This is a genomic window from Paenibacillus sp. UNC499MF, from assembly GCF_900107975.1.
Lineage (GTDB): Bacteria > Bacillota > Bacilli > Paenibacillales > NBRC-103111 > Paenibacillus_F.
This window is the reverse complement of sequence record NZ_FNVF01000004.1, coordinates 296,269-316,294: the sequence shown is the minus strand read 5'-3', so window position 1 is coordinate 316,294 and position 20,026 is coordinate 296,269. Positions and strand designations below refer to the sequence as shown.

General features: G+C 55.7%; 13 protein-coding genes. 7 read left to right on the top strand and 6 right to left on the bottom strand.

From position 1 onward, the window contains the following. The first annotated feature begins 126 nt into the window (after positions 1-126). Positions 127-1,443: a deoxyguanosinetriphosphate triphosphohydrolase family protein gene (locus C4S74_RS12175; protein ID WP_103995592.1), complete on the top strand. Its 1,317-nt coding sequence runs from the start codon at positions 127-129 to the stop codon at positions 1,441-1,443. Between the two features lie 35 nt (positions 1,444-1,478). Here the strand turns inward: C4S74_RS12175 and C4S74_RS12170 are convergent, their stop codons facing one another. Together C4S74_RS12170 and C4S74_RS12165 are read right to left on the bottom strand one after the other, a co-directional pair. Beyond that, positions 1,479-2,522, bottom strand: a complete 1,044-nt coding sequence (locus tag C4S74_RS12170) for an EAL domain-containing protein (protein WP_103995591.1) — start codon at positions 2,520-2,522, stop codon at positions 1,479-1,481. 132 nt (positions 2,523-2,654) lie between these two features. Next, the gene (locus C4S74_RS12165) at positions 2,655-3,581 is read right to left on the bottom strand and encodes a DUF4846 domain-containing protein (protein ID WP_103995590.1); all 927 of its coding nucleotides are present in this window, start codon (positions 3,579-3,581) and stop codon (positions 2,655-2,657) included. 288 nt (positions 3,582-3,869) lie between these two features. Here C4S74_RS12165 and C4S74_RS12160 point away from each other — a divergent pair, with 288 nt between their 5' ends. The 5 genes from C4S74_RS12160 (at position 3,870) to C4S74_RS12140 (ending at position 11,925) form a co-directional block, all read left to right on the top strand. Beyond that, entirely contained in the window at positions 3,870-5,225 is a 1,356-nt protein-coding gene (locus C4S74_RS12160; RefSeq protein WP_103995589.1) for a dicarboxylate/amino acid:cation symporter, read from the top strand. A gap of 277 nt (positions 5,226-5,502) precedes the next feature. Further along, complete coding sequence (locus C4S74_RS12155) at positions 5,503-7,647, top strand: YhgE/Pip domain-containing protein (protein ID WP_103995588.1); 2,145 nt, start codon at positions 5,503-5,505, stop codon at positions 7,645-7,647. A gap of 197 nt (positions 7,648-7,844) precedes the next feature. Beyond that, positions 7,845-8,291, top strand: coding sequence for a MarR family winged helix-turn-helix transcriptional regulator (locus C4S74_RS12150; RefSeq protein WP_103995587.1), 447 nt, complete (start codon positions 7,845-7,847; stop codon positions 8,289-8,291). A gap of 27 nt (positions 8,292-8,318) precedes the next feature. Then, positions 8,319-10,058, top strand: a complete 1,740-nt coding sequence (locus C4S74_RS12145; RefSeq protein ID WP_103995663.1) for an ABC transporter ATP-binding protein — start codon at positions 8,319-8,321, stop codon at positions 10,056-10,058. Positions 10,059-10,095: 37 nt separating this feature from the next. Beyond that, entirely contained in the window at positions 10,096-11,925 is a 1,830-nt protein-coding gene (locus C4S74_RS12140; protein WP_374755401.1) for an ABC transporter ATP-binding protein, read from the top strand. A 191-nt stretch (positions 11,926-12,116) separates the two neighbouring features. Here the strand turns inward: C4S74_RS12140 and C4S74_RS12135 are convergent, their stop codons facing one another. Beyond that, positions 12,117-13,418 (bottom strand): hemolysin family protein, encoded by a 1,302-nt coding sequence (locus C4S74_RS12135; protein WP_103995585.1) that lies wholly within the window; start codon positions 13,416-13,418, stop codon positions 12,117-12,119. Between the two features lie 210 nt (positions 13,419-13,628). Here C4S74_RS12135 and C4S74_RS12130 point away from each other — a divergent pair, with 210 nt between their 5' ends. Beyond that, positions 13,629-14,216 carry a hypothetical protein gene (locus tag C4S74_RS12130; protein WP_103995584.1) on the top strand — a complete coding sequence of 196 codons (588 nt, stop codon included), beginning with the start codon at positions 13,629-13,631 and terminating at the stop codon, positions 14,214-14,216. 61 nt (positions 14,217-14,277) lie between these two features. On the opposite strand, the gene C4S74_RS12125 is transcribed toward C4S74_RS12130, so the two are convergent. The 3 genes from C4S74_RS12125 to C4S74_RS12115 form a co-directional block, all read right to left on the bottom strand. Next, positions 14,278-17,463, bottom strand: a complete 3,186-nt coding sequence (locus C4S74_RS12125) for an efflux RND transporter permease subunit (RefSeq protein ID WP_103995583.1) — start codon at positions 17,461-17,463, stop codon at positions 14,278-14,280. Next, the gene (locus C4S74_RS12120) at positions 17,460-17,924 is read right to left on the bottom strand and encodes a MarR family winged helix-turn-helix transcriptional regulator (RefSeq protein ID WP_103995582.1); all 465 of its coding nucleotides are present in this window, start codon (positions 17,922-17,924) and stop codon (positions 17,460-17,462) included. Before C4S74_RS12120 ends, C4S74_RS12125 begins: the two co-directional genes overlap by 4 nt. A 380-nt stretch (positions 17,925-18,304) precedes the next feature. Further along, the gene (locus C4S74_RS12115; protein WP_103995581.1) at positions 18,305-19,990 is read right to left on the bottom strand and encodes a glycerol-3-phosphate dehydrogenase/oxidase; all 1,686 of its coding nucleotides are present in this window, start codon (positions 19,988-19,990) and stop codon (positions 18,305-18,307) included. Positions 19,991-20,026: the final 36 nt, after the last annotated feature.

Here is a 20,026-nt window from a genome sequence, read left to right as displayed (position 1 = left end):
GGTCGAATGGTCGTCTGAATCTTTGTCCTCTTTTCCCGCAGGGACCGGATGTGCTACAATTTGCAAAACGTCTTCACGTGTCAGGATTATTCACATATAGAGAAAACAGGAAGGGGGAAGCAGTGGATGGATATGCGCAAGTACCGTTTGGATGAACCCTCCCAGGGGACATTCAGCGAAGAGCGGGACGAATACGAGCGCGATTACGCCCGTCTTATCCAGTCTCCGGTGTTCCGCCGGCTGCAGGGCAAATCGCAGGTATTCGGTGCGGGGACCGGTGACTATTACCGAACGCGGCTCACCCATTCCATCGAGGTTTCGCAGATTGCCCGCGAGGTTGCCCGGCGTATGAGAAAACAATACGCGTTTTGCATCGGCGGGGAGCATCCCGGATTGATGATCGATCCTGCCGTCGTGGAATGCGCGTCGCTCGCGCACGATTTGGGACATCCTCCGTTCGGCCACAAAGGCGAGGAAGTGCTCAATCATCTCCTCGGGGAGGAGCATGGTCTTTCCTACGAAGGAAACGCGCAGAACTTCAGGATTTTGACGTTTCTGGAGAAGCGGGCCGGCAGCGACAGCGGCCTGGATTTGACGGCCGCCGTGCTTCTGGCCATCAACAAATACCCGTACAGCCTGGAAGAGCCGGGACGGCTCAAGGGCGTGTACGGGATGGAATGGGAGGGCATCCGGCAGCTCCGGGACATGTGGAACATGCCGGAAGGCTGCCCGACGCTGGAAGCCCAGCTGATGGATTTGTGCGACGACATCGCCTATTCCACGCATGATATCGAGGACGGCATCCGTGCCGGCAAAATCCAGATGAACCGCTCCTTCTTCGAAGACGACCGGCTGATCGGGCACCTCGTTCAGGAAATCGTGAACGACCAGGGCAACCTGGAGGTCGGCTGGGAGCAGGTCGACATTGCCGCGATGGTCAAGCAGGTGCTCGCCTCCTACCTCCAGCAGTGGGAGCTCATCTACGCCCAGTGCGACCGGGAAGCCTCGCGCACGCGCCGAGAGATGAAAGCCCGCTGGGTCAGCTCCTTCGCCGGCAAAGTCGGCATCATCGACGACCCGGATAAAGGCTGGAAGCGTGTCACGTTCGTGCGCGAGGGCCGCCAGGACCTTGATCTTCTCCGTACGATGGAGATCATCAAGAAGCTCGCCTGGGTCACGCTAGTCAAGGACTTCCGTGTCCAGCGGCTCCAGAAGCGCAGCGAAATCATCATCCGCCGGCTGTGGGGCAGCTTTAAAGTGCCCGATCACGGGCAGCTTATTATTCCGCCGGACTGGATCGAGAACTACGAGCGCCACCGCTCCGTCTGGTCTTGGCCCCGTCTGGTCGCCGACTATATTTCCGGCATGACCGATGCCTACGCGGAGAAAGTCGCCGCCGAGCTCTACGCGAGCAAATCCGGCTCGATCTACGAAATGGATTGAGGCGGGCCGCCGTTTTTCTGGTATAGGCTGTATATTTATGCAGGCCTGGACGGCAGAACCCTCAGCGGCTGCGGCTCCGGCTTGCCGAAGTAGTAGCCCTGAAACCATTCATACCCCAGATCCCGGAGACATTCCAGATCGTCGCGGTCTTCGATTCCTTCCGCGAGCGCGCGGGAATTAAGCTCCTGGGTCATTCTTGCCACAGCGCGTGCGACGCGCTGTTTTCCTTTGTCCTTACTCACGCCCCGGCAAAATTCAAGCGCCAGCTTCACAACGTCCGGTTCCAGCTCGGAAAGGACCTGCAGGCTGTTAAAACCCGTTCCGACATCATCCAGTGCATAGCGGAAGCCATGTTTTTTGTAAAAAGCCAAGATGCTTCTCAGGTGATTCATGTTGTTGATTTCTTCGCTCTCCACCACTTCGAAAACGATCGATTCGGGATTTACGCCCGTTCTCTCCACCATCTCTACCGTCGATTGAAGACAATGAACGGGATTATAGATGGACGTCGGGAGGAAGTTGATGAAAATCAGCCCGTCATCCAGGCCGCCCGCGTTCCGGACCGCTTCGAGTCGGCACGTACGGTCCAGCGCGAACAGGCGGTCTCTCGCTTTAGCGGCCTGAAACAGCTGAACCGGCGGAATCAGCCCGCCGTCCCGCGCGGTTCCCCGCGAGAGCAGCTCGTAGCCGATAATGGAGCTTTCCACCCCGTCGAAAGAAACGATAGGCTGATAAAAAGTCCGGATGGAGCGGTTAGTAATGATATCGTCAATCCAGTGGGCATCTCGTTCTTCCTTGAAAAATTGGACCGGTTTAAGCTTGTCCAGCCCCTGCAAGGGGTCATGCTTGTCCGCCCGTACGGCCCGGATATTGGCATATTCCAGATGCGCGGTCACGTAATCGACCATGGCGTTGAACAGAGATTCGTGCATCCAATATAGCCGTGAATCGATTTTATCCCACTGATCCGCCGGGTATTCCGGCAAATAGGCATCCAGAAACGCGGAAGTTTCACTTCCGCCAAAATAGACCGTGTAGCCGCGCTCCCCAACGAAGCATTTCGAACAAAAGTTTTGCATGACAAGCGCTCCCTATGTCACATAATGGATGGATTTACGTCTATCTTACTTAATAAACGTTCTAATTTACAACCTTTAAGGATAAAATTTCATTTTATTGAGTATTTCAGGTTTGAAAACGGTTTTTACTTCCTAATTCCCCTGAAATCTCCTTAAGCTGTTTTCGCCGAACTCCCACTCCGGCGTTTTCAGACCGCCTCCTTCTTTAAGCGTGTACCAAGGGCTTTGAGCGGGATCTGCCGGATTCGCCAATATTTGTGTCTCCTGGGCGGGCGTATAGCTTTGCGCCAGCATAAATACGGTGTCCCCCGTCGCCTTATTCACCGCCGTATCCACGACAATGACCGCATGTCCCGGCGATCCCCCCACAATAAACACATCTCCCGGCTTCACATCGCTTTTCTTGACCGGTATCAGCTCTTTTTCCAGCGATAACGTTCCCGCATAGGCGAAAACCACATCCATAAACTTGCGGAATCCCTCCTGGCTGTTATCGGCTCCAGCATTTTTTACCCACGATGCCTGATTTCCATTCATCTTAATCCGATATCCGTTCATCCATTTTGAATATTCGGCCTTAAACCCGTTCACAAAGTTAAAATGAATCTCCCCGTACTGCTTCCGGTCGAATAAATACTGGGCCCGCAGCAGCATGACCGCATCGGCGCACTGATGCAGATCGCGGCTGCCGATCGGAATATCGACTACCGCCTCGTAGACCCCCGGCTTGTTTTTCTCGCGTCCGTCGAACAGATGAACGACCGAACCGTCCGGCTTCAGCTCCAGTCCCCGTAAAAAGGCCGCAAAGCTTCCCGGCTTGGCCTCCGTTCGTTCGTACCCTTTCGGCACTTTGAACCGCTCCTGTAAAGTGGCGCCTTCGGGCAAAACGATGGCGGCGTTCCTTGCGGCTGCCGCACCTTGTTTGCCGGCCTCTTCGGCGGCCTTCTTTGCAGCCATTTCGGGGGAACCGGCCGACTCACACGCGGACGCTCCCAGCGACAGGACAAGCAGGCCGAGCAGTGCGCTTTTTCTCCATTTGTCGGTCTCTGTAAAGGACATATTTATCGACTCCTTTGAACTCTTTTCTTCATTATAATGGATGCTAGAATTTATTTACAAAAGATGAAATGAAATCTAGTCTTTTTACAGTCGTTCCGCCACACCCTGAACTCCAAGCTGAATATTTTCTCACGACCGCCGTTCTTTCCCCTCTTCTAATCCGGCGGCCCTTTACATAGATTTGAAAAACAACTTGAAAATTGGCGCTTGACGTTTAAGAGTTCCGGTAGTACGATACATATCATTAATCCCGACTAAACTTATGAGCATTAAGGGGGAACAGGCTTCATGAATAACAACTTGATTAAAGCTTTCGAGACCAACTGGATTTCCCTGGTTGTTTCTCTGGTTATTATCGTCTTTCTTCATTTCCTGGCCAAAAAACGCGTCAGCTTCGGCTACCGCGTCCTGATCGGTCTCGGTATCGGTCTTATCGTAGGATTTATTTTCAACACCTACAAAATCGACGCCAAAAGCGTCAGCACGATCGGTACGATCTACGTCAATCTCATCAAAATGATGGTGATTCCGCTCGTAGTCGTGCTCGTCATCAACAGCATCGCCGGTCTTTCCAACCTCGGACAGCTCCGCAAAATCGGGCTGAAAACGATCGGGCTGTTCCTGGCGACAACCGGTATCGCCGCTTTGATCGGGCTGCTTGTCGCACTCGTGTTCGATCCGGGTTCCGGTATTCCGCAAGGCACGCTTAAAGATTTCAAACCGAAAGAAATCCCGACGTTCTCCCAGGTTATCCTGGATCTCGTCCCGTCGAATCCTTTCAATGAAATGGCGACCGGCAAAGTCGTTCCGGTTCTGATCTTCGCGATCTTCGTGGCGGTTGCCATCGTTCATATCGGTTCCAAGAAGCCCGACGCCGTCAAGCCCGTGAAGGACCTTATCGCTTCTCTGGCTCAAGTGCTTCATCAGGTGATCAAGTACGTTATCCGCCTGACTCCATACGGCGTATACGCATTGATCGCAGCTATGTCCGCCAAGTACGGCGTGGATACCTTGAAGCCGCTGATCATGCTCATTCTGGCCACGTACACGGCGCTTCTGCTTCACTTCATCATTACGTTCGGCGGTCTGGTTACGTTCGTAGCCAAGGTCAACCCGTTCAAGTTCTTCCGCAAGGCTTACCCGACGATCGCCGTTGCTTTCACTACCCGCAGCAGCTACGCGACACTCCCGGTTAACCTGGAAGTCCTGACGAAAAGACTGCGCGTATCTCCGCGTATCGCCAGTTTCGTGGCTCCGCTCGGCGCGACGATCAACATGAACGGCTGCGGCGGCGTATGGCCTGCTGTCGTTGCGATCTTCGTCGCAGGCGTCTATCACATTCCGCTGAGCGTGTCCGATTACATTCTGATCGTGCTCGTCAGCATGATTTCCTCCGTCGGCGTTGCCGGCGTGCCCGGACCGGCTGCCATCTCGACGACGGTCGTTCTGACCGCTCTCGGCCTGCCGCTCGAAGGTCTCGGCCTCACCCTCGCGATCGACGCGATCGTCGATATGGGCCGTACGGCCATCAACGCTACGGGCACCACGGTGTCCACGCTGATCGTGGCCAACTCCGAAGGAGAATTCGACCGCGCGTCCTTTGACCGCGACGAAGAGGATGAATTGGAATTGAACCCGTCCTAAGCGGGTCGTTAATAAGGGCAGACTCCGGTCTGCTCTTTTTTTATTTGCCCGTACCGCATGAAACCGGGAGAGGACCGGCCTGCATCCGGCCGCTTTTTTTGTCCCGGCCTCTGTTCCCATTCCCTGCTTGCCAAAACCGCCCGGTGTTGTTATCATCGTGATTCCCTGTTTAAATATACAAATGAGGGAGCCTGCGACCGATAATGGGTATGTCTGGGAGGCAGCTAAGCAATACTAACATCAACTCTGTATGGAGACAGGAGACACAGAAACGCTTATGAGAAAAATTGGGTCCATTTACGCCCGTGATATCCGGAACATCGCGACCAATTGGGTGGCCGCTGTCATTATTCTAGGCCTTGTATTCCTTCCCTCGCTTTACGCGTGGTTTAATATCGAGGCTTCCTGGGATCCGTACGGCCAGACCGGAGGCATCGCTATCGCGGTCGCCAACAACGACGAAGGAGCCGCCCTGCGCGGCAAGCAGCTGAACCTGGGGGAAGAGATTGTAGCCTCCCTCAAAAAAAATGAAAAGATCGGCTGGACCTTCGTCGATGAGAAAGAAGCGATGAAAGGCGTCAACCACGGGGATTATTACGCCAGCATCGTCATTCCCGCCGATTTCTCCGCCAAAATCGCCACCGTGCTGACCGATGATCCGCAAAAAGCGGACATTCTCTACTTCGTGAACGAGAAGATCAACGCCGTCTCGCCGAAAATCACGTCCAAGGGAGCCACAGGCGTCATTGACGAAGTCAGCCGCAATTTTATCAAGGTGGCGAACGGAACGATCTTCCAGATCTTCAACGAGGTCGGCGTCGAGCTTGAGAACGAACTGCCGACAATCGAGAAAGTGAAAACACTCGTTTTCAAACTGGAAACAGTGTTTCCCGAGCTCAATCAGGCCGTCGGTGTCGCGCTGGACGATGTACATAAGTCGAATGACATTGTAAAAAAAGCGCAGGACAACCTGCCGATCGTGACCCAGCTCGCCAAAGACGGGGAAGCTTTCACCAACAAGCTGGGCGACTTCCTCGGCAAAGGCTCGGAGGCCGTCGAAGCGCTCGGTCCGAACATCAAGCAGGACCTCCTGCTGCTCCAGCAGACGGCGACGGCCACACAGGAGCTGACCGGCATTCTGCAGGACGCCAACTTCGATCCCGCCGTCGCAAAGGCCGCTCTCGACCGGGCTTCGCAGCGTCTCACGGTTGCCGTTGAGGTGACGGACCGGATGATCGGTTTGTTCGAACAGCTGAATAAGTACACGGGCGGCAAAGTGATGCCGTTCGTGATCGACCGGCTGAAGTCCGTCAAAGACCGCTTCCAGCAGCAGCTGACGACGGTCGGCAAGATCAGGGATGCGATCGACAAAGGCGAGAAACCGGCGCAGGAGCTGATCGACAACCTGAATCGCCTCTCGAAGGAAGCGGCCGGATTTATCGGCGACATTCTGGGCCGGTACGACAGCGAAATTCAGCCGCAAATTCTCCAGGGAATCGCCAAGGCGAAGAAGACCGCCCAGAATGCCCATACCGTGCTGACCGAAGCTGTCAACAGCATCCCGGATCTTCAAAAAATTCTCGGAGACGCGGCGAAGGGACTGGCTCTCGGTGACAAGGAGCTCAAAGAGATCCAGGCCCGGCTGCCGGAGGCAGAGACGAAAATCAAGGATCTGGCCGATAAAATCCGTGCCTTTGAGAAAGAAGGCAACCTGACGGAGCTGATCGACCTTCTGAAAAACAACTTCGAGAAAGAAAGCGAGTTCTTCTCGGAACCGGTCCAGCTCAAAGAAAACAAGCTGTTCCCGATTCCGAATTACGGGTCGGCCATGTCGCCGTTCTTTACGACACTTTCCCTGTGGGTCGGCGCTCTGCTTCTCGTGTCGCTGCTGACAGTTGAAGTGCACGAGCCGGGCTACAAGAGCTACCAGGTGTTTTTCGGCCGTTATTTGACCTTCGGCACGCTGGCCGTTATGCAGTCTCTGATGGTCACGCTGGGCGACATGTTCATCCTGAAAACCTATGTCGTGGACAAATTGTGGTTTGTCTTGTTCGGAATGGTGCTCAGCGCAGTTTTCATGCTTATTGTGTATACGCTCGTCTCCGTATTCGGCAATGTAGGCAAAGCGATGGCCATCGTGCTTCTCGTGCTGCAGCTGGCAGGTTCCGGAGGGACGTTCCCGATCCAGGTGACTCCTCCGTTCTTCCAGGCGATCCACCCGTATCTGCCCTTCACGTACGGAATCAGCATGATGCGGGAAGCCGTCGGCGGCATCCTCTGGGATATTATTATGGAAGATTTGGTTATGATGGCCGTCTATATCGGGATTACCCTGCTTATCGGACTGGCGCTTAAGAAAGTCATCAATAAATCCAGCGCCAAATTCATAAGCCGCGCCAAAGAAAGCAAGCTTATTCATTAGAAGCGGGACCTGCCTCCGGGCAGGTCTTTTTTCATGCATACTCCGGACAGGCCTTTTCATGTGTGCTAGGGCAGCACATTTTTCATGTATGCTCCGGGCAGTCCATTTTCAAGGATTCTGTCCATTGACCCGTCCCGGAAATGTCCGTACACTAATGTTTAGCCGACTAACTAATAAAGGAGGAGCCCGCAGTCATTATGGACATCTATCAATCGGATTCCGTCCTGCAGATCCTGTCACGGGTCTTCAAGCTGCACCGCCGCCACCTGCACGAGCTGCTCCAGGAGTACGAGGTTTATCCGGGGCAGCCGCCCCTGCTCATCCGCTTGTCCGAGAAAGACGGCCAGAGCCAGCACGAACTGGCCGCTCAACTGCGCGTAAAGCCTGCCACGCTTACCGTCATGATTACCCGGATGGAGAAAACCGGACTTCTCCGGCGCGGAACCGATAGCAGGGATCAACGGGTATCGCGTGTGTATCTGACGGATAAGGGGCATCAGGCAACGACCGCCGTCAAGCAGGCTCTCCGCGAAATCGAGGAAACATGCCTGAAGGGCTTTCTGACGGAAGAGAAGCTTCTTTTCCGCCGTCTTCTGCTCCAAATGTATGAAAACTTGAAAGATATCGAGGAACAAATCGATTAGCCGGCAAATTAAAAGGAGGTGACCGCTCTGTTTGCTTTGAGCCGATATTTAAAACCTTACTGGAAGGCGGCCGTACTCGCTCCGCTTCTCATGATTCTTGAAGTTTACATGGATCTGCTTCAGCCCAAGCTGATGGCCGACATCGTCAATCAAGGCGTCGTGGCCGGGGATCTCGACACAATAAGAAACAAAGGGCTGCTTATGCTCGGCGTGGCCTTGGTCGGTCTGATCGGCGGAGCCGGATGCACCGTATACTCCAGCATCGCTTCGCAAAATTTCGGTGCCGATCTGAGGGACGATCTTTTCCGGAAAACCCAGACATTCTCTTTCCGGAATCTGGACAAGTTTAAATCGGGGTCGCTCATTACGCGGCTGACGGGAGACATCGTGCAGGTCCAGACCCTGGTTCAGATGACCCTGAGGGTTCTCGTCAGGGCGCCTTTTCTCGCCATAGGCGGCGTCATTATGTCGTTTATGCTGAATCCGCGGCTTGCTTTGATCCTGGCTGCGGCCATTCCCGTTCTTTTTCTCGTGCTGTACTTGCTCATCCGCGTGTCCCAGCCTCTCTTCTTGAAGGTTCAGGAGAAGCTAGACGGGGTGAACACGGTCCTCCAGGAAAATCTGAGCGGCATTCGTGTGGTGAAAGCCTTCGTGCGATCGGACTTCGAGCGCAAACGCTTCGGCGAAGCAAACCGGGATTTCACGGATATCGCCCTGAAAGCGGCGCGGACGATCGCTTTGAACGCCCCCGTTATGACGTTCATCATGAACGTCAGTCTGGTAGCCGTGCTCTGGTACGGCGGCGCCCAGACGTGGAATCTTTCTTTTCCCGTGGGAGACCTTATCGCTTTTCTTAACTATGTGACCCAGGTTCTCACTTCCCTGCTTACCGTAGGCATGATGATGATGTTTGTCACGAGAGCGAGAGCTTCCGCCGGGCGTATCAATGAAGTGTTCGAGGCGCAGCCGGAAATCGCGGACAAACCGGACGCTTCCGCCGATGCCGTCGCTGCGGGCCGTGTCGTCTTCGACCGCGTTTCTTTCGCTTACGACGAAGACGGCCGGGAGCTCGCCCTCAGCGACATCAGTTTCACGGTCGAACCCGGCCGGACGCTGGCCATTCTGGGAGCGACGGGCTCGGGCAAGACTTCCCTCGTCCATCTCATCCCGCGGCTGTACGACCCGACGGCCGGACGCGTCCTTATTGACGGAACCGACGTCAAGGACATCGCTCTGGAGCACCTGCGCAGCCGTGTAGGCATGGTGCTCCAGCAGGCGATTCTGTTCAGCGGCACCATCCGCGAAAATATTTCCTACGGCAAGCCGGACGCCACGCAGGAAGAAATCGAGGCGGCAGCCCGCGCAGCCGAAATCCACGCCTTCATCACCGGTCTGCCGGAAGGCTACGACACCCTGCTTGGCCAGAGAGGCGTCAATCTCTCCGGGGGCCAGAAGCAGCGCATCTCGATCGCCCGCGCTCTGCTGATTCGACCCGCTGTTCTCATCCTCGACGATTCTACGAGCGCGGTGGACTTGGCGACCGAGGCCCGTATCCAGCAGGCGCTGAAGGAAAGGATGGCGGACAGTACACGCCTGCTTATCGCGCAGCGCATCTCATCGGTCGTCGACGCCGATCAGATTCTCGTGCTGGAAGACGGCCGTATCGCCGCAAGCGGCACCCACGCCGAGCTGCTCGCCGGCAGTCCCGTTTACCGCGACATTTACAAATCCCAGCAAGGAAGGGAGGAAGTCATCCATGGCGGATAAACCCCAGAATAACGGCTCCTCCGCACCGCAGCCCCCAATGGGCTTAGGCGGACCTGGCGGCCGGGGTCCGGGTCCCGGAGGCCCGCCCATGACGCAGAAAGTACGCGCCAAGAACACGGGCGCCACACTCGGCAGGCTGAGCCGGTATCTCGGACGCCAGCGCAAGGGACTGGCGGCTGTCGTCATCCTGACCGTGCTCACTGCCGGTGCCGGGCTGATCGCCCCTTACCTGCTCGGGCGGGCCGTGGACGACTACATTCTGCCCCGGGATTACGGCGGCCTTCTGAGGCTCTGCCTTCTTCTGCTCGGCATCTATCTGTTCAGCTCCGTGATGAACTGGTTTCAGGCCTACGTGATGGCTGCCGTCTCACAGCGTACCGTGCAGAACCTGCGCCATGACTTGTTCGCCCATCTTCAGAAGCTGCCGCTGAATTTTTTCGACACCCGGACGCATGGAGAGCTGATGAGCCGCACGACCAATGATATCGAGAACGTTTCGAACACGTTAAATCAAAGTGTCATTCAGCTTATGACCAGTGTGGTCACAATTGCAGGCTCGCTTGTGCTTATGCTGACCATGAACATCTGGCTCACGCTGGTTACGCTGCTTTCCGTTCCGGTGACCATTTATTTAACCGGGCAAATCTCCCGGAGGACCCGCACTCATTTCAAGGGCCAGCAGAAAAGCCTGGGAGAGCTGAACGGGTTTATCCAGGAAACGATATCGGGCCAGAAAGTCGTTCAAGTGCTCCGCCGGGAGCGCCAGACAGCCGAACGTTTCAAGGAAATCAACGGCGAGCTGCGGGAGGCCGGGACGAAGGCCCAGATTTACTCGGGCATGGTAGGCCCTTTCAACAACGTGGTCAATAACTTCAGCTTCGCTCTTATCGCCGCAATCGGCGGATGGCTCGTAATCAGAGGCTGGACGACTCTCGGGGTCATCGTCAGCTTCCTTAATTATTCCAAGCAGTTCACCCGCCCGATCAACGATCTGGCGAATCAGTACAACCTGATCCAGTCCGGGATTGCCGGCGCCGAACGGGTATTCGAAGTACTCGATGCCAAGACGGAGTACCCCGGAATCCCTCAATCTAAAAAGGACAATGACGCTGACGGGCCTCCTTTGAAAGTCGCGGGTGAAGTCGTTTTCGAAGATGTCTCCTTCTCTTACAAGCCGGGTTCCCCGATTCTTTCGGATATCTCCTTTACCGCGAAGCCGGGGGATACGATCGCTCTCGTAGGACCGACCGGAGCCGGCAAAACGACCATCGTCAACCTGCTCACCCGGTTCTACGAGATTGACGGAGGAGCTGTCCGGATCGACGGAACCGATATCCGGGAGCTCGACAAGGACAGCCTCCGCGGCCAGCTCGGCATCGTTCTCCAGGACGCCTATCTGTTCTCGGACACGCTCCGCGAGAACATCCGGTACGGCCGGCTCGACGCCACCGACGAGGAAGTGGAGGCTGCGGCCAGACTGGCGAACGCCGACGGCTTCATCCGCAAGCTTCCTCACGGCTACGACACGCCGATGTCCTCCGAAGGCGGCAATCTCAGCCACGGCCAGCGGCAGCTGATCACGATTGCCCGCGCCATTCTCGCCGATCCGGCCATCCTCGTTCTCGACGAAGCTACCAGCAGCGTCGATACCCGGACGGAGATGCATATCCAGGAGGCGATGAATCTGCTCATGAAAGGGCGGACCAGCTTCGTCATTGCGCACCGCCTCAGCACGATACGCGACGCCGACCTTATCCTTGTCCTGAACGGCGGTAAGATCCTTGAGCGCGGAACGCATGATGAGCTTTTGGCCGCCGGAGGATTCTATTACGAGCTGTACAGCAGCCAATTCCGCGAAGTGGGTTAACCGCAAGCACGCCAAAACGACAAAAACCCCGGGTTCGCTTATTAGAGCGAATCCGGGGTTTTTTCTATATTTTCTGCCGCGGGAATGAGAATCGTTTCTCAACATCACCCCGTAACGGGTGAAGCTTCTTCGGCTGTATCCGTTCACTACGGTCACGGGCCGTCTGCCCGCTTTTTGCCCGCTAGCTGCCGTTAATCGTCGATACGCGCCACTTCAAGCTTCAGGTACCGGTTCTTCTCCCGCTCCAGCACGGTAAACTTCACGTTCTCGTAAGTCAGGGATTCCCCTTCGGAAAGGTCGTCACGGTGTCCGTACAGCCACCCTCCGATCGTATCCCATCTTTCGGTTTCAAGATCCACAAGCAGGCGGTCGTTTACGATAGGCACGGAAACTTTGCCGTCCAATACGAGATGGCCCTCGCCTTTTACGAGAATCTCCGGCTCTTCCTTCATATCGAATTCGTCCCGAATTTCGCCGACGATCTCCTCCAGAATGTCCTCAATCGTAACCATCCCCGAGGTGCCGCCGTATTCATCGATAAGAATGGCGATATGCGTGCCTTCCTTCTGCATCCTTTTCAGGAGTGCATTGACGGGAACGACTTCGGAAACCGCCATAACCGGCTGGATGAGCGTGGTGACATCAAGCTCCTCGTCATCCTCGTAAGCCAGGAAGAATTTCTTCGTATTCACAATCCCGATTACGTTATCCTTGCTCTCTTCGACAACGGGAAAACGGGTATACTGCTGTTCTTTGATAATCGCCAGATTCTCTTCCCTGGTCTTGTTCGCGTACAGGCAGATCATGTCGGTGCGGGGCACCATAATATCTTTAGCCAGCATATTGTCAAAAGCGAAGATACGGCTGACATAGCCGTACTCGGCCTGGTTAATTTTACCGCTTTCATAACTTTCGTTAATAATAATCTGAAGCTCTTCTTCCGAGTGCGCTTCCTCATGCTCCGATGCCGGCTTAATGCCGAAAAGCTTCACGAGCTGGTTGGCGGAACCGTTAAGCACCCAGATAAAAGGATACATGACTTTGTTAAACCAGATGATCGGACGAGCAGTCAGCAGCGCCACAGCCTCCGTTTTGCGGATAGCGATCGTTTTCGGAGCCAGTTCCCCGATTACGACGTGAAGGAAGGTAATAATAACGAACGCGATAAGAAACGAAAGCAGTCCGGTTAACGATTCATGCAGATGCAGAGATTCGAAAACGGGATGCAAAATTTTCTCGACCGTCGGTTCACCCAACCAGCCTAAACCCAGAGACGTAATGGTAATGCCGAGCTGACACGCGGACAAATATCCGTCCAGATTGGCAAGCACCTGCTTCACGGCTCTCGCGTTGCTTTTGCCTTCGGCGATCAACTGATCCACCCGGCTGCCCCGGAGCCGTACGACGGCGAATTCCACTGCCACGAAAAACGCGGAGAGTCCAATCAATAAAGCAATCATAAAAAGGTTTAACAAATAACTGTCACTTTCCATTTCGGTAATCTACTCCCTTAATATAAAGATAACCATTCATTACGTGGACTCTAGCCTTATGGTTTCATTTCCTGGGCTTAAAAAAACAGATTTTTTTCGCCAATATATTGAAGAGCGGAAGCTGGACAAGACCTTCTGGAAAGTTATAGGATGAATAGGAATGACTTCAAAATAGAGAACTGTTATTTCGGATAAAGGATTGGTTTAAGGATGAAAAAATACATTTTTATGCTGACTTCTACGCTCCTTCTGCTGGCGAGCTGCGATAGTGCGGGCACGGGAGAGAAAATTAATACCGCGGGACCCCCGGTTTCTCCGGTCGTAACACCCTCGTCAGGAGCTGGCAAAACGTCCGCAGCCGTTACGCCTTCATCCGGTACGGCGGGTACGACTGTGCCCGTCTCAACGCCCGTCAAGCTTCCCACCGTATCTCCGGTTTCTTCCAACCCTGCGAAACCACCGACTCAAGAGGAGAAGGGCAAGTCCGGAACACTTGCGGACGCCAGCGGATCTATAGGCGGCGATGGTATGGCGGCCTTCGATTTTAAAGCCGGGGACGGCTTTCAGTTTTATCTGGAGAACAAAGGCACCCAACGCCTGTTTTATCGCGTGAACTACCCGAACGGGCAAAATCAGGTAGAGAGGACGATTCTTCAACCCGGAGAGTCACATTCCTTTACTTTTCAAAAAAGCAGTCAAGATCTGCCGGGAGTACACGGGGTTTATACGGTTTACATGTACAACGATGACGGATCAACTATTGACTACAACCTAGTGGTACGTGGTTTAAATGAATAAAAGAACCTCCGGACCGCTTCAATAGAGCGAATCCGGAGGTTCTTTTCAATTTTCCATTCGTTTAATGCAGGCTGCGTGAAGCCGAGTCGGCGCTGTAAGAAGCGTCTTCTCCACGTTCTTTGCGGCCCATAAACGGCCACCAGTTGGCCGGACCGAACATCCGCACCATGACCGGAATAAACAGCGGCAGCATGATAAGCGCGTACAGGAACAGTCCGCACAATACAATCGTGGCGATTTGCAGCAGGGACATGACGCCCGACGGCAGCATCGCCGCGAACGTTCCGCCCAGGATGAGGGCGGCGGACATAATGACCGTCCCCATGTTTTTCATCGCTTCCAGAATCGCCTGCTGCGGAGACAGATGGCGGTATTCCTTGAACCGGTCCATGAGGAAAATGCTGTAGTCGATTCCGAGCGCCATCAGCATCACGAAACCGAAGAACGGAACGGCCCAGGAAATACCTGAGTATCCGAGCATCCGCACGAAAATCACTTCCGTAATCGCCATGGACGTGTAGTACGTCAGAAGCAGCGATAGAATCAGATAAATCGGAATGACGATCGAGCGGAACAAGACGATCAGAATAAGCGCGATTCCGATCAGCATGAGCATCGCGGTACGCGAATAATCCGCTGCGGAGATGTTTTTCAAATCGTTGTTCATGCTCGTGACGCCGTCAACGGCATAAGTCGCATTCTGGAGCGGCGTGCCTTTGACGGCGCGATCCACGGCTGCCGTAAGCTCGCCGGACTGCTCCAGCGTCTCGACTTCGTACGGGTTGCCCTCGAAGATGACTTCGAACTTCGCGATTTTGCGGTCCTTGGACATGTACGCGTCGAGCGAAGGCTGGAAGTCCGCCCCGGAGATAACGTCCTGCGGCATAAACCAGCCGCTGATCTGCTTATTCGGCGCGGCCGAAAGTTCCTTCAGGTAGTCCTGCGCGGATTTCAGACCGCCGGACACCTGCGACAAGCCGTTTACGCTCTTGTCGAGGCCGCCCGTCAGCTCGCCGAGCTGACCGTTGAGCTGGGCGAAGCCCTGCTGCAGCTCCTGCTGCCCGCTGCTCAGCTTGTCGAAGCCCTTGGTCAGCTCCGGCAGCTTCGCCACGATCTGGCCCTGGCCGTCGGCCGCCTGATCGATGCCCGCCTGCAGCTTGGCGATGCCGTCGGAGAGCTGAGCCAGCCCCTGCGCCAGCGCGGCCTGGCCGCCCGCGGCTTTCTCGAAGCCGGCGTTGGCCTGCTGAAGGCCCTGGCTGGCTCCGGCAAGCTGCTGGTTCAGCTGCTTCAGCCCTTCGCCGAGCTGCGCCGCGCCCGTCTGAAGCTGGCTCACCGCGCCCTGCGTCTTGAGGAAGTCGGGGTCCGACTTCAGCTCGGGGTACTTCTGCGCGAGACCGCCCAGCCCCTGGCCGACGTCGCCGAGCCCTTGGGCCAGGCCGGAAGCCTGCGAGGCGACGTCGCCGTAAGCTTTGGTCAGCTGGCCGAGGCCGCCGCCGACCTGCTTGTAACCGGCAAGCAGATCATTGCTCGCCGCCGCGAGCTGATCCGCGCTTGCCTTGGCCTGCGCGAGCCCCGCGCGGAGCTCTCCCGCACCGGCGGAGCCGCTTCGCAGGCCCGCCTCCAGGCGCTCCAGCCCGTCGCCGAGCTGAACGACGCCCGTCTTGAGGGCGTTCGTGCCGTCGACCAGCTGCTTCGCGCCGTCCGCGGCCTCGTTCAGCTTCGGCGCATTGGCGCTGAGCGCACTGCTTGCTTCGGAGAGGCCTTTGCCGATCTCTCCGAGGCCGTCGCCGCTTTGGCCGATGCCGCCTTCAAGCTTGTCGACCTGATTGGCTACCTGCAGATCGTCAAGCGGCTCTCCCGTCGGACGGGTTACGCTGCGGACGCTCTTCACGCCGTCGACCTTCGCGAGCTCGCGCGTGATCTGCTCGACGGCCGCCAGCCCTTCCGAATTGTCGAGCGGCTTGTCGGTTTTCACGACGACCGTCGAAGGAAGCGTATCTCCGGGGCCGAAGCTGGAGGAGATCAGGTTAAACGCTTTGACCGAATCGTATTTTTCCCCGATTTCATCCAGGGAGTTGAACGAGGTCGATCCCTTGTACGCGACAAGGAAAGGAACGATAATCACCGCGAGAATCACCAGGGACCAGAGCGGCTTTTTTAACGAGAAAGAACCTACGGCGCCCCACAGACGGCTCGGTTTATGCTCCAGGGAGCCTTTGGCCGGCCAGAAAATCACTTTGCCCAGAACGGCCATAAAGAACGGCACGAGCGTAACCAGCGCCAGCAGCATCACGGCTACGCCGACCGCAACGGCAACCGCCGAACGGTACAGAACGAAGGTCGAGAGACCGATGGAAGCGAATCCGACCAGAACCGCCAGACCCGAGAAAAACACGGTCCGTCCCGCCGTACGGTACGTGGCGAGGATCGCCTCCGTTTTATCTCCCGAATGGGCAAGCTCTTCCTTGAACCGGGAGATCAGCAGAATGCAGTAGTCGGTCCCGATCCCGAATAAGACGGCGACGAGGAAGATCTGCGTAAAGTTCGACAGCGGAAAATCCGCATACTTCACGAGAAAAGCCACGACGGATTGCGAAACCAGGTAGCTGAAGCCCACCGTCAGAAGCGGAATAAAAGGCGCCACCGCCGAGCGGAATACTATAAACAGGATGGCCAGAATGAAAATAACGGTAATATACTCCGTTTTCTTGAGCCCGTCCTGAGAGCTTGCCATTACATCCTCCTGGATCAGCCAGTTTCCGGTGTAATAGTGCTCCACCTTAATGTCGGAAACGGTACTGTACAGCGCATCGCGGATTTCTTTGGCTTCCCGGCCGTCTTTGGCCGTATTCACCAGTACGAGCACGGTTTTCCCGTCCGCGGACACCATCTGCTTTTCCAGTTCCTTATTGTCAAAATGCGTCATCACGCTCGTAACGCCCGCGGAATCCTTGGCGTTCTTAAGCTTGTCGACTCCCCGCTTGACTTCGTCAAGCTGAGCTTGCGTCAGTTTCTCCGTGCCGTGAAATACCAGCACTGACGATTCTTCTCCCTCCGCTTCGGGAGAGCCTTTCTTCATTTCCTCGATCAGTTTGGAGGCCTTCGTGGAGGAATACCCTTCCGGTACGGTAATCTGGCCTTTCTCCCGGACCAGCGATTCCATATTCGGCGCAGTGAGCATCAGCCCCGCCGCCACGGCGATCCACAGTACCAATATAAGCCATCTGAGCTTCAGTACGGTTCTCATCCCTTGTGTCTGCTCCCCTCATCCGTCTGCATCAAGACGTTCGCAAGTTTTTCAAAGGTCTCTATAAACATTATTGCTTCCTGCCCGTCAAAATGTTTGATAACGCCCGCCAGCAGCTCCTGAATACGGAATCGCATCTCGTTGACGGCCGCCGTTCCTTTGTCGGTGAGCGCCAAATAAGTCACTCTGCGGTCCTTCTCGTCCGGAAGCCGGGTAATGAGCTCCTTGTCGACAAGCCGGGTGATAATCGCGGTAATGGAGCTTTTGCCCACGCAAAAAATGTCCGCCAGCTCGGAGGACGTGCATTTATCCCGGCTCTGCATATAACGAAGGGTAGAATACTGCTCCTGAGTCAGCTCTTCCGGCATCCGGTCCTTGATCATGGCGTTGAGCCGCCGGTTTACCGTGAAGGACGTGCTCTCGTATCTGTCGATAATTTGTGCCAGCAATGTTTCGTCCATAATAACTCCTTTCCTGTGGGTCTGCGCTGTGTTCTACATAGTTCTACAATCATATAGTTCACCTGTAGAATTATTTAATGAAAGAACTATAACAAATATTGCCTGCCTCGTCAACAAAAGCCCGGGTGAAGGGCCGCCGGGGGGCCATCCTTATTTTAGCCGGCGAAAAAAGACCCCTCACCCGAAAGGCATCTGTATGACAGGCCTTTTCCGGGCAAAGAGTCTCTATCCCGCCTTTATTTCATAAAGGTCATTTCGTTCTAGCGATATGTTTTATCCATGCTCTCCGTCATTGCTCTCTATCAATGCTCTCTATCAATGCTCTCTATCAATGCTCTCTATCATTGCTCTCTATCATTGCTTCCAATTCATGCGATCTATCAGCGGACAAGCTCAGGGGTTTTCTCGTCAATCGGCACGACGGCGTCATGCAGATCCCTCTCCAGCTCCGCCGTATAAGCGGCGCGCTGCTCCTCCGTCCAGTTGAAACGGGACGCCATGTAATGGATCACCGGCTCTTTCCACGTTCTCACCCACTTGATGTTGAAAAACACCGCGCCCGTCCGGCGGACAAAGAAGTCCGAGGGCTTGACGGTCATCTCCTGCTCTATCGAATATACGAGCGTACCGAACAGCGAGGCCGGTATCCGGAACGCCTCCGCTTCTTCCCGTTTCGTGTCGATCAGACGGTAAACCTTGTCGATGTTGGAGCCGTAGCGCTGGGCAAGCAGACGGGCTTCCATCACCGTCAGGCCGAGCTTCTGCCCGTCCGCGACTTTCTGCTCCACAAACTGCGGGTAGCGGGCGGAACCGCCAACATCGCCGCCCGAGATGGGGAGCGTTCTCGTCTGGCATTCGGACACCTGGACGCCCCCTGCTTCCTGAAGCTGGCGGACGACCAGGTCCACGACGGTTTCGGCCATTTTCCGGTACCCGGTCAGTTTGCCGCCCGCAATGGAGATCAGGCCGGAGTCCGAAACAAATATCTCGTCCTTGCGAGAGATCTCCGACGGGTCCTTGCCCTCCTGATGGATGAGCGGACGAAGCCCCGCCCAGCTGGACTCGACGTCCTGCTCCGTCAGCCGGAGGGTCGGGAACATCTCGTTGGCCGCACGGATGATATACGTCCGGTCCTCCGTAGTCATGACAGGATGAGCGATGTCCTCCTTATAGTTCGTATCGGTCGTGCCGATGTAGGTTTTGCCGTCTCTCGGAATGGCAAACAGCATCCGGCCGTCCGGCGTATCGAAGTAAATCGCCTGCCGCAGCGGGAACCGCTCCCCGTCGAAGACAAGGTGAACGCCCTTCGTCAGACGGAGCGTTTTCCCTTTCTTCGAGCCGTCGCGCTCGCGGAGAGTGTCCACCCATGGCCCGGCCGCATTGACGATCCGCTTCGCCCGGATCAGATGCGTTTCGCCGGACAGCTGGTCGGCTACGCGCACGCCGGTTACCCGTCCGTTTTCGTACTCGAAAGCTTCCACTTTCGCATAAGACACGGCCTGCACGCCGAACTCGACGGCCTTCTTCATCACTTCGATCGTCAGCCGCGCGTCGTCCGTGCGGTATTCGACATAGTAGCCGCCGCCTTTTAGGTGCTTCTCCTTGAGCAGCGGCTCTTTATCCAGCGTTTCCTGCGGGCTCAGCATGCTGCGGCGCTCGCTCTTCTTCACGCCGGCCAAGAAATCGTATACCCGCAGACCGATGGACGTCGAGAAGGCTCCGAACGTTCCGCCCTGATAGAAGGGCAGCAGCATCCATTCGGGCGTCGTTACGTGCGGGCCGTTCTCGTATACGATGGCCCGCTCCTTGCCGACCTCCGCCACAACCTTGACTTCCAGCTGCTTCAGGTAACGCAGCCCTCCGTGGACAAGCTTGGTCGAGCGGCTCGAAGTGCCCTGCGCAAAGTCCTGCATATCGACCAGCGCCGTTTTCAGTCCTCGGGACTGGGCATCCAGTGCGATTCCCGCCCCCGTAATGCCTCCTCCGATCACGAGAACGTCAAATATCCGGTCTTCCATTCTCCAAAGGCTTTCTTTTCTTGTATCTCCCGAAAAAGCTGTGTCCATGTTGCTCTCCCCTCTGAGATAAACAAAAAAACCACA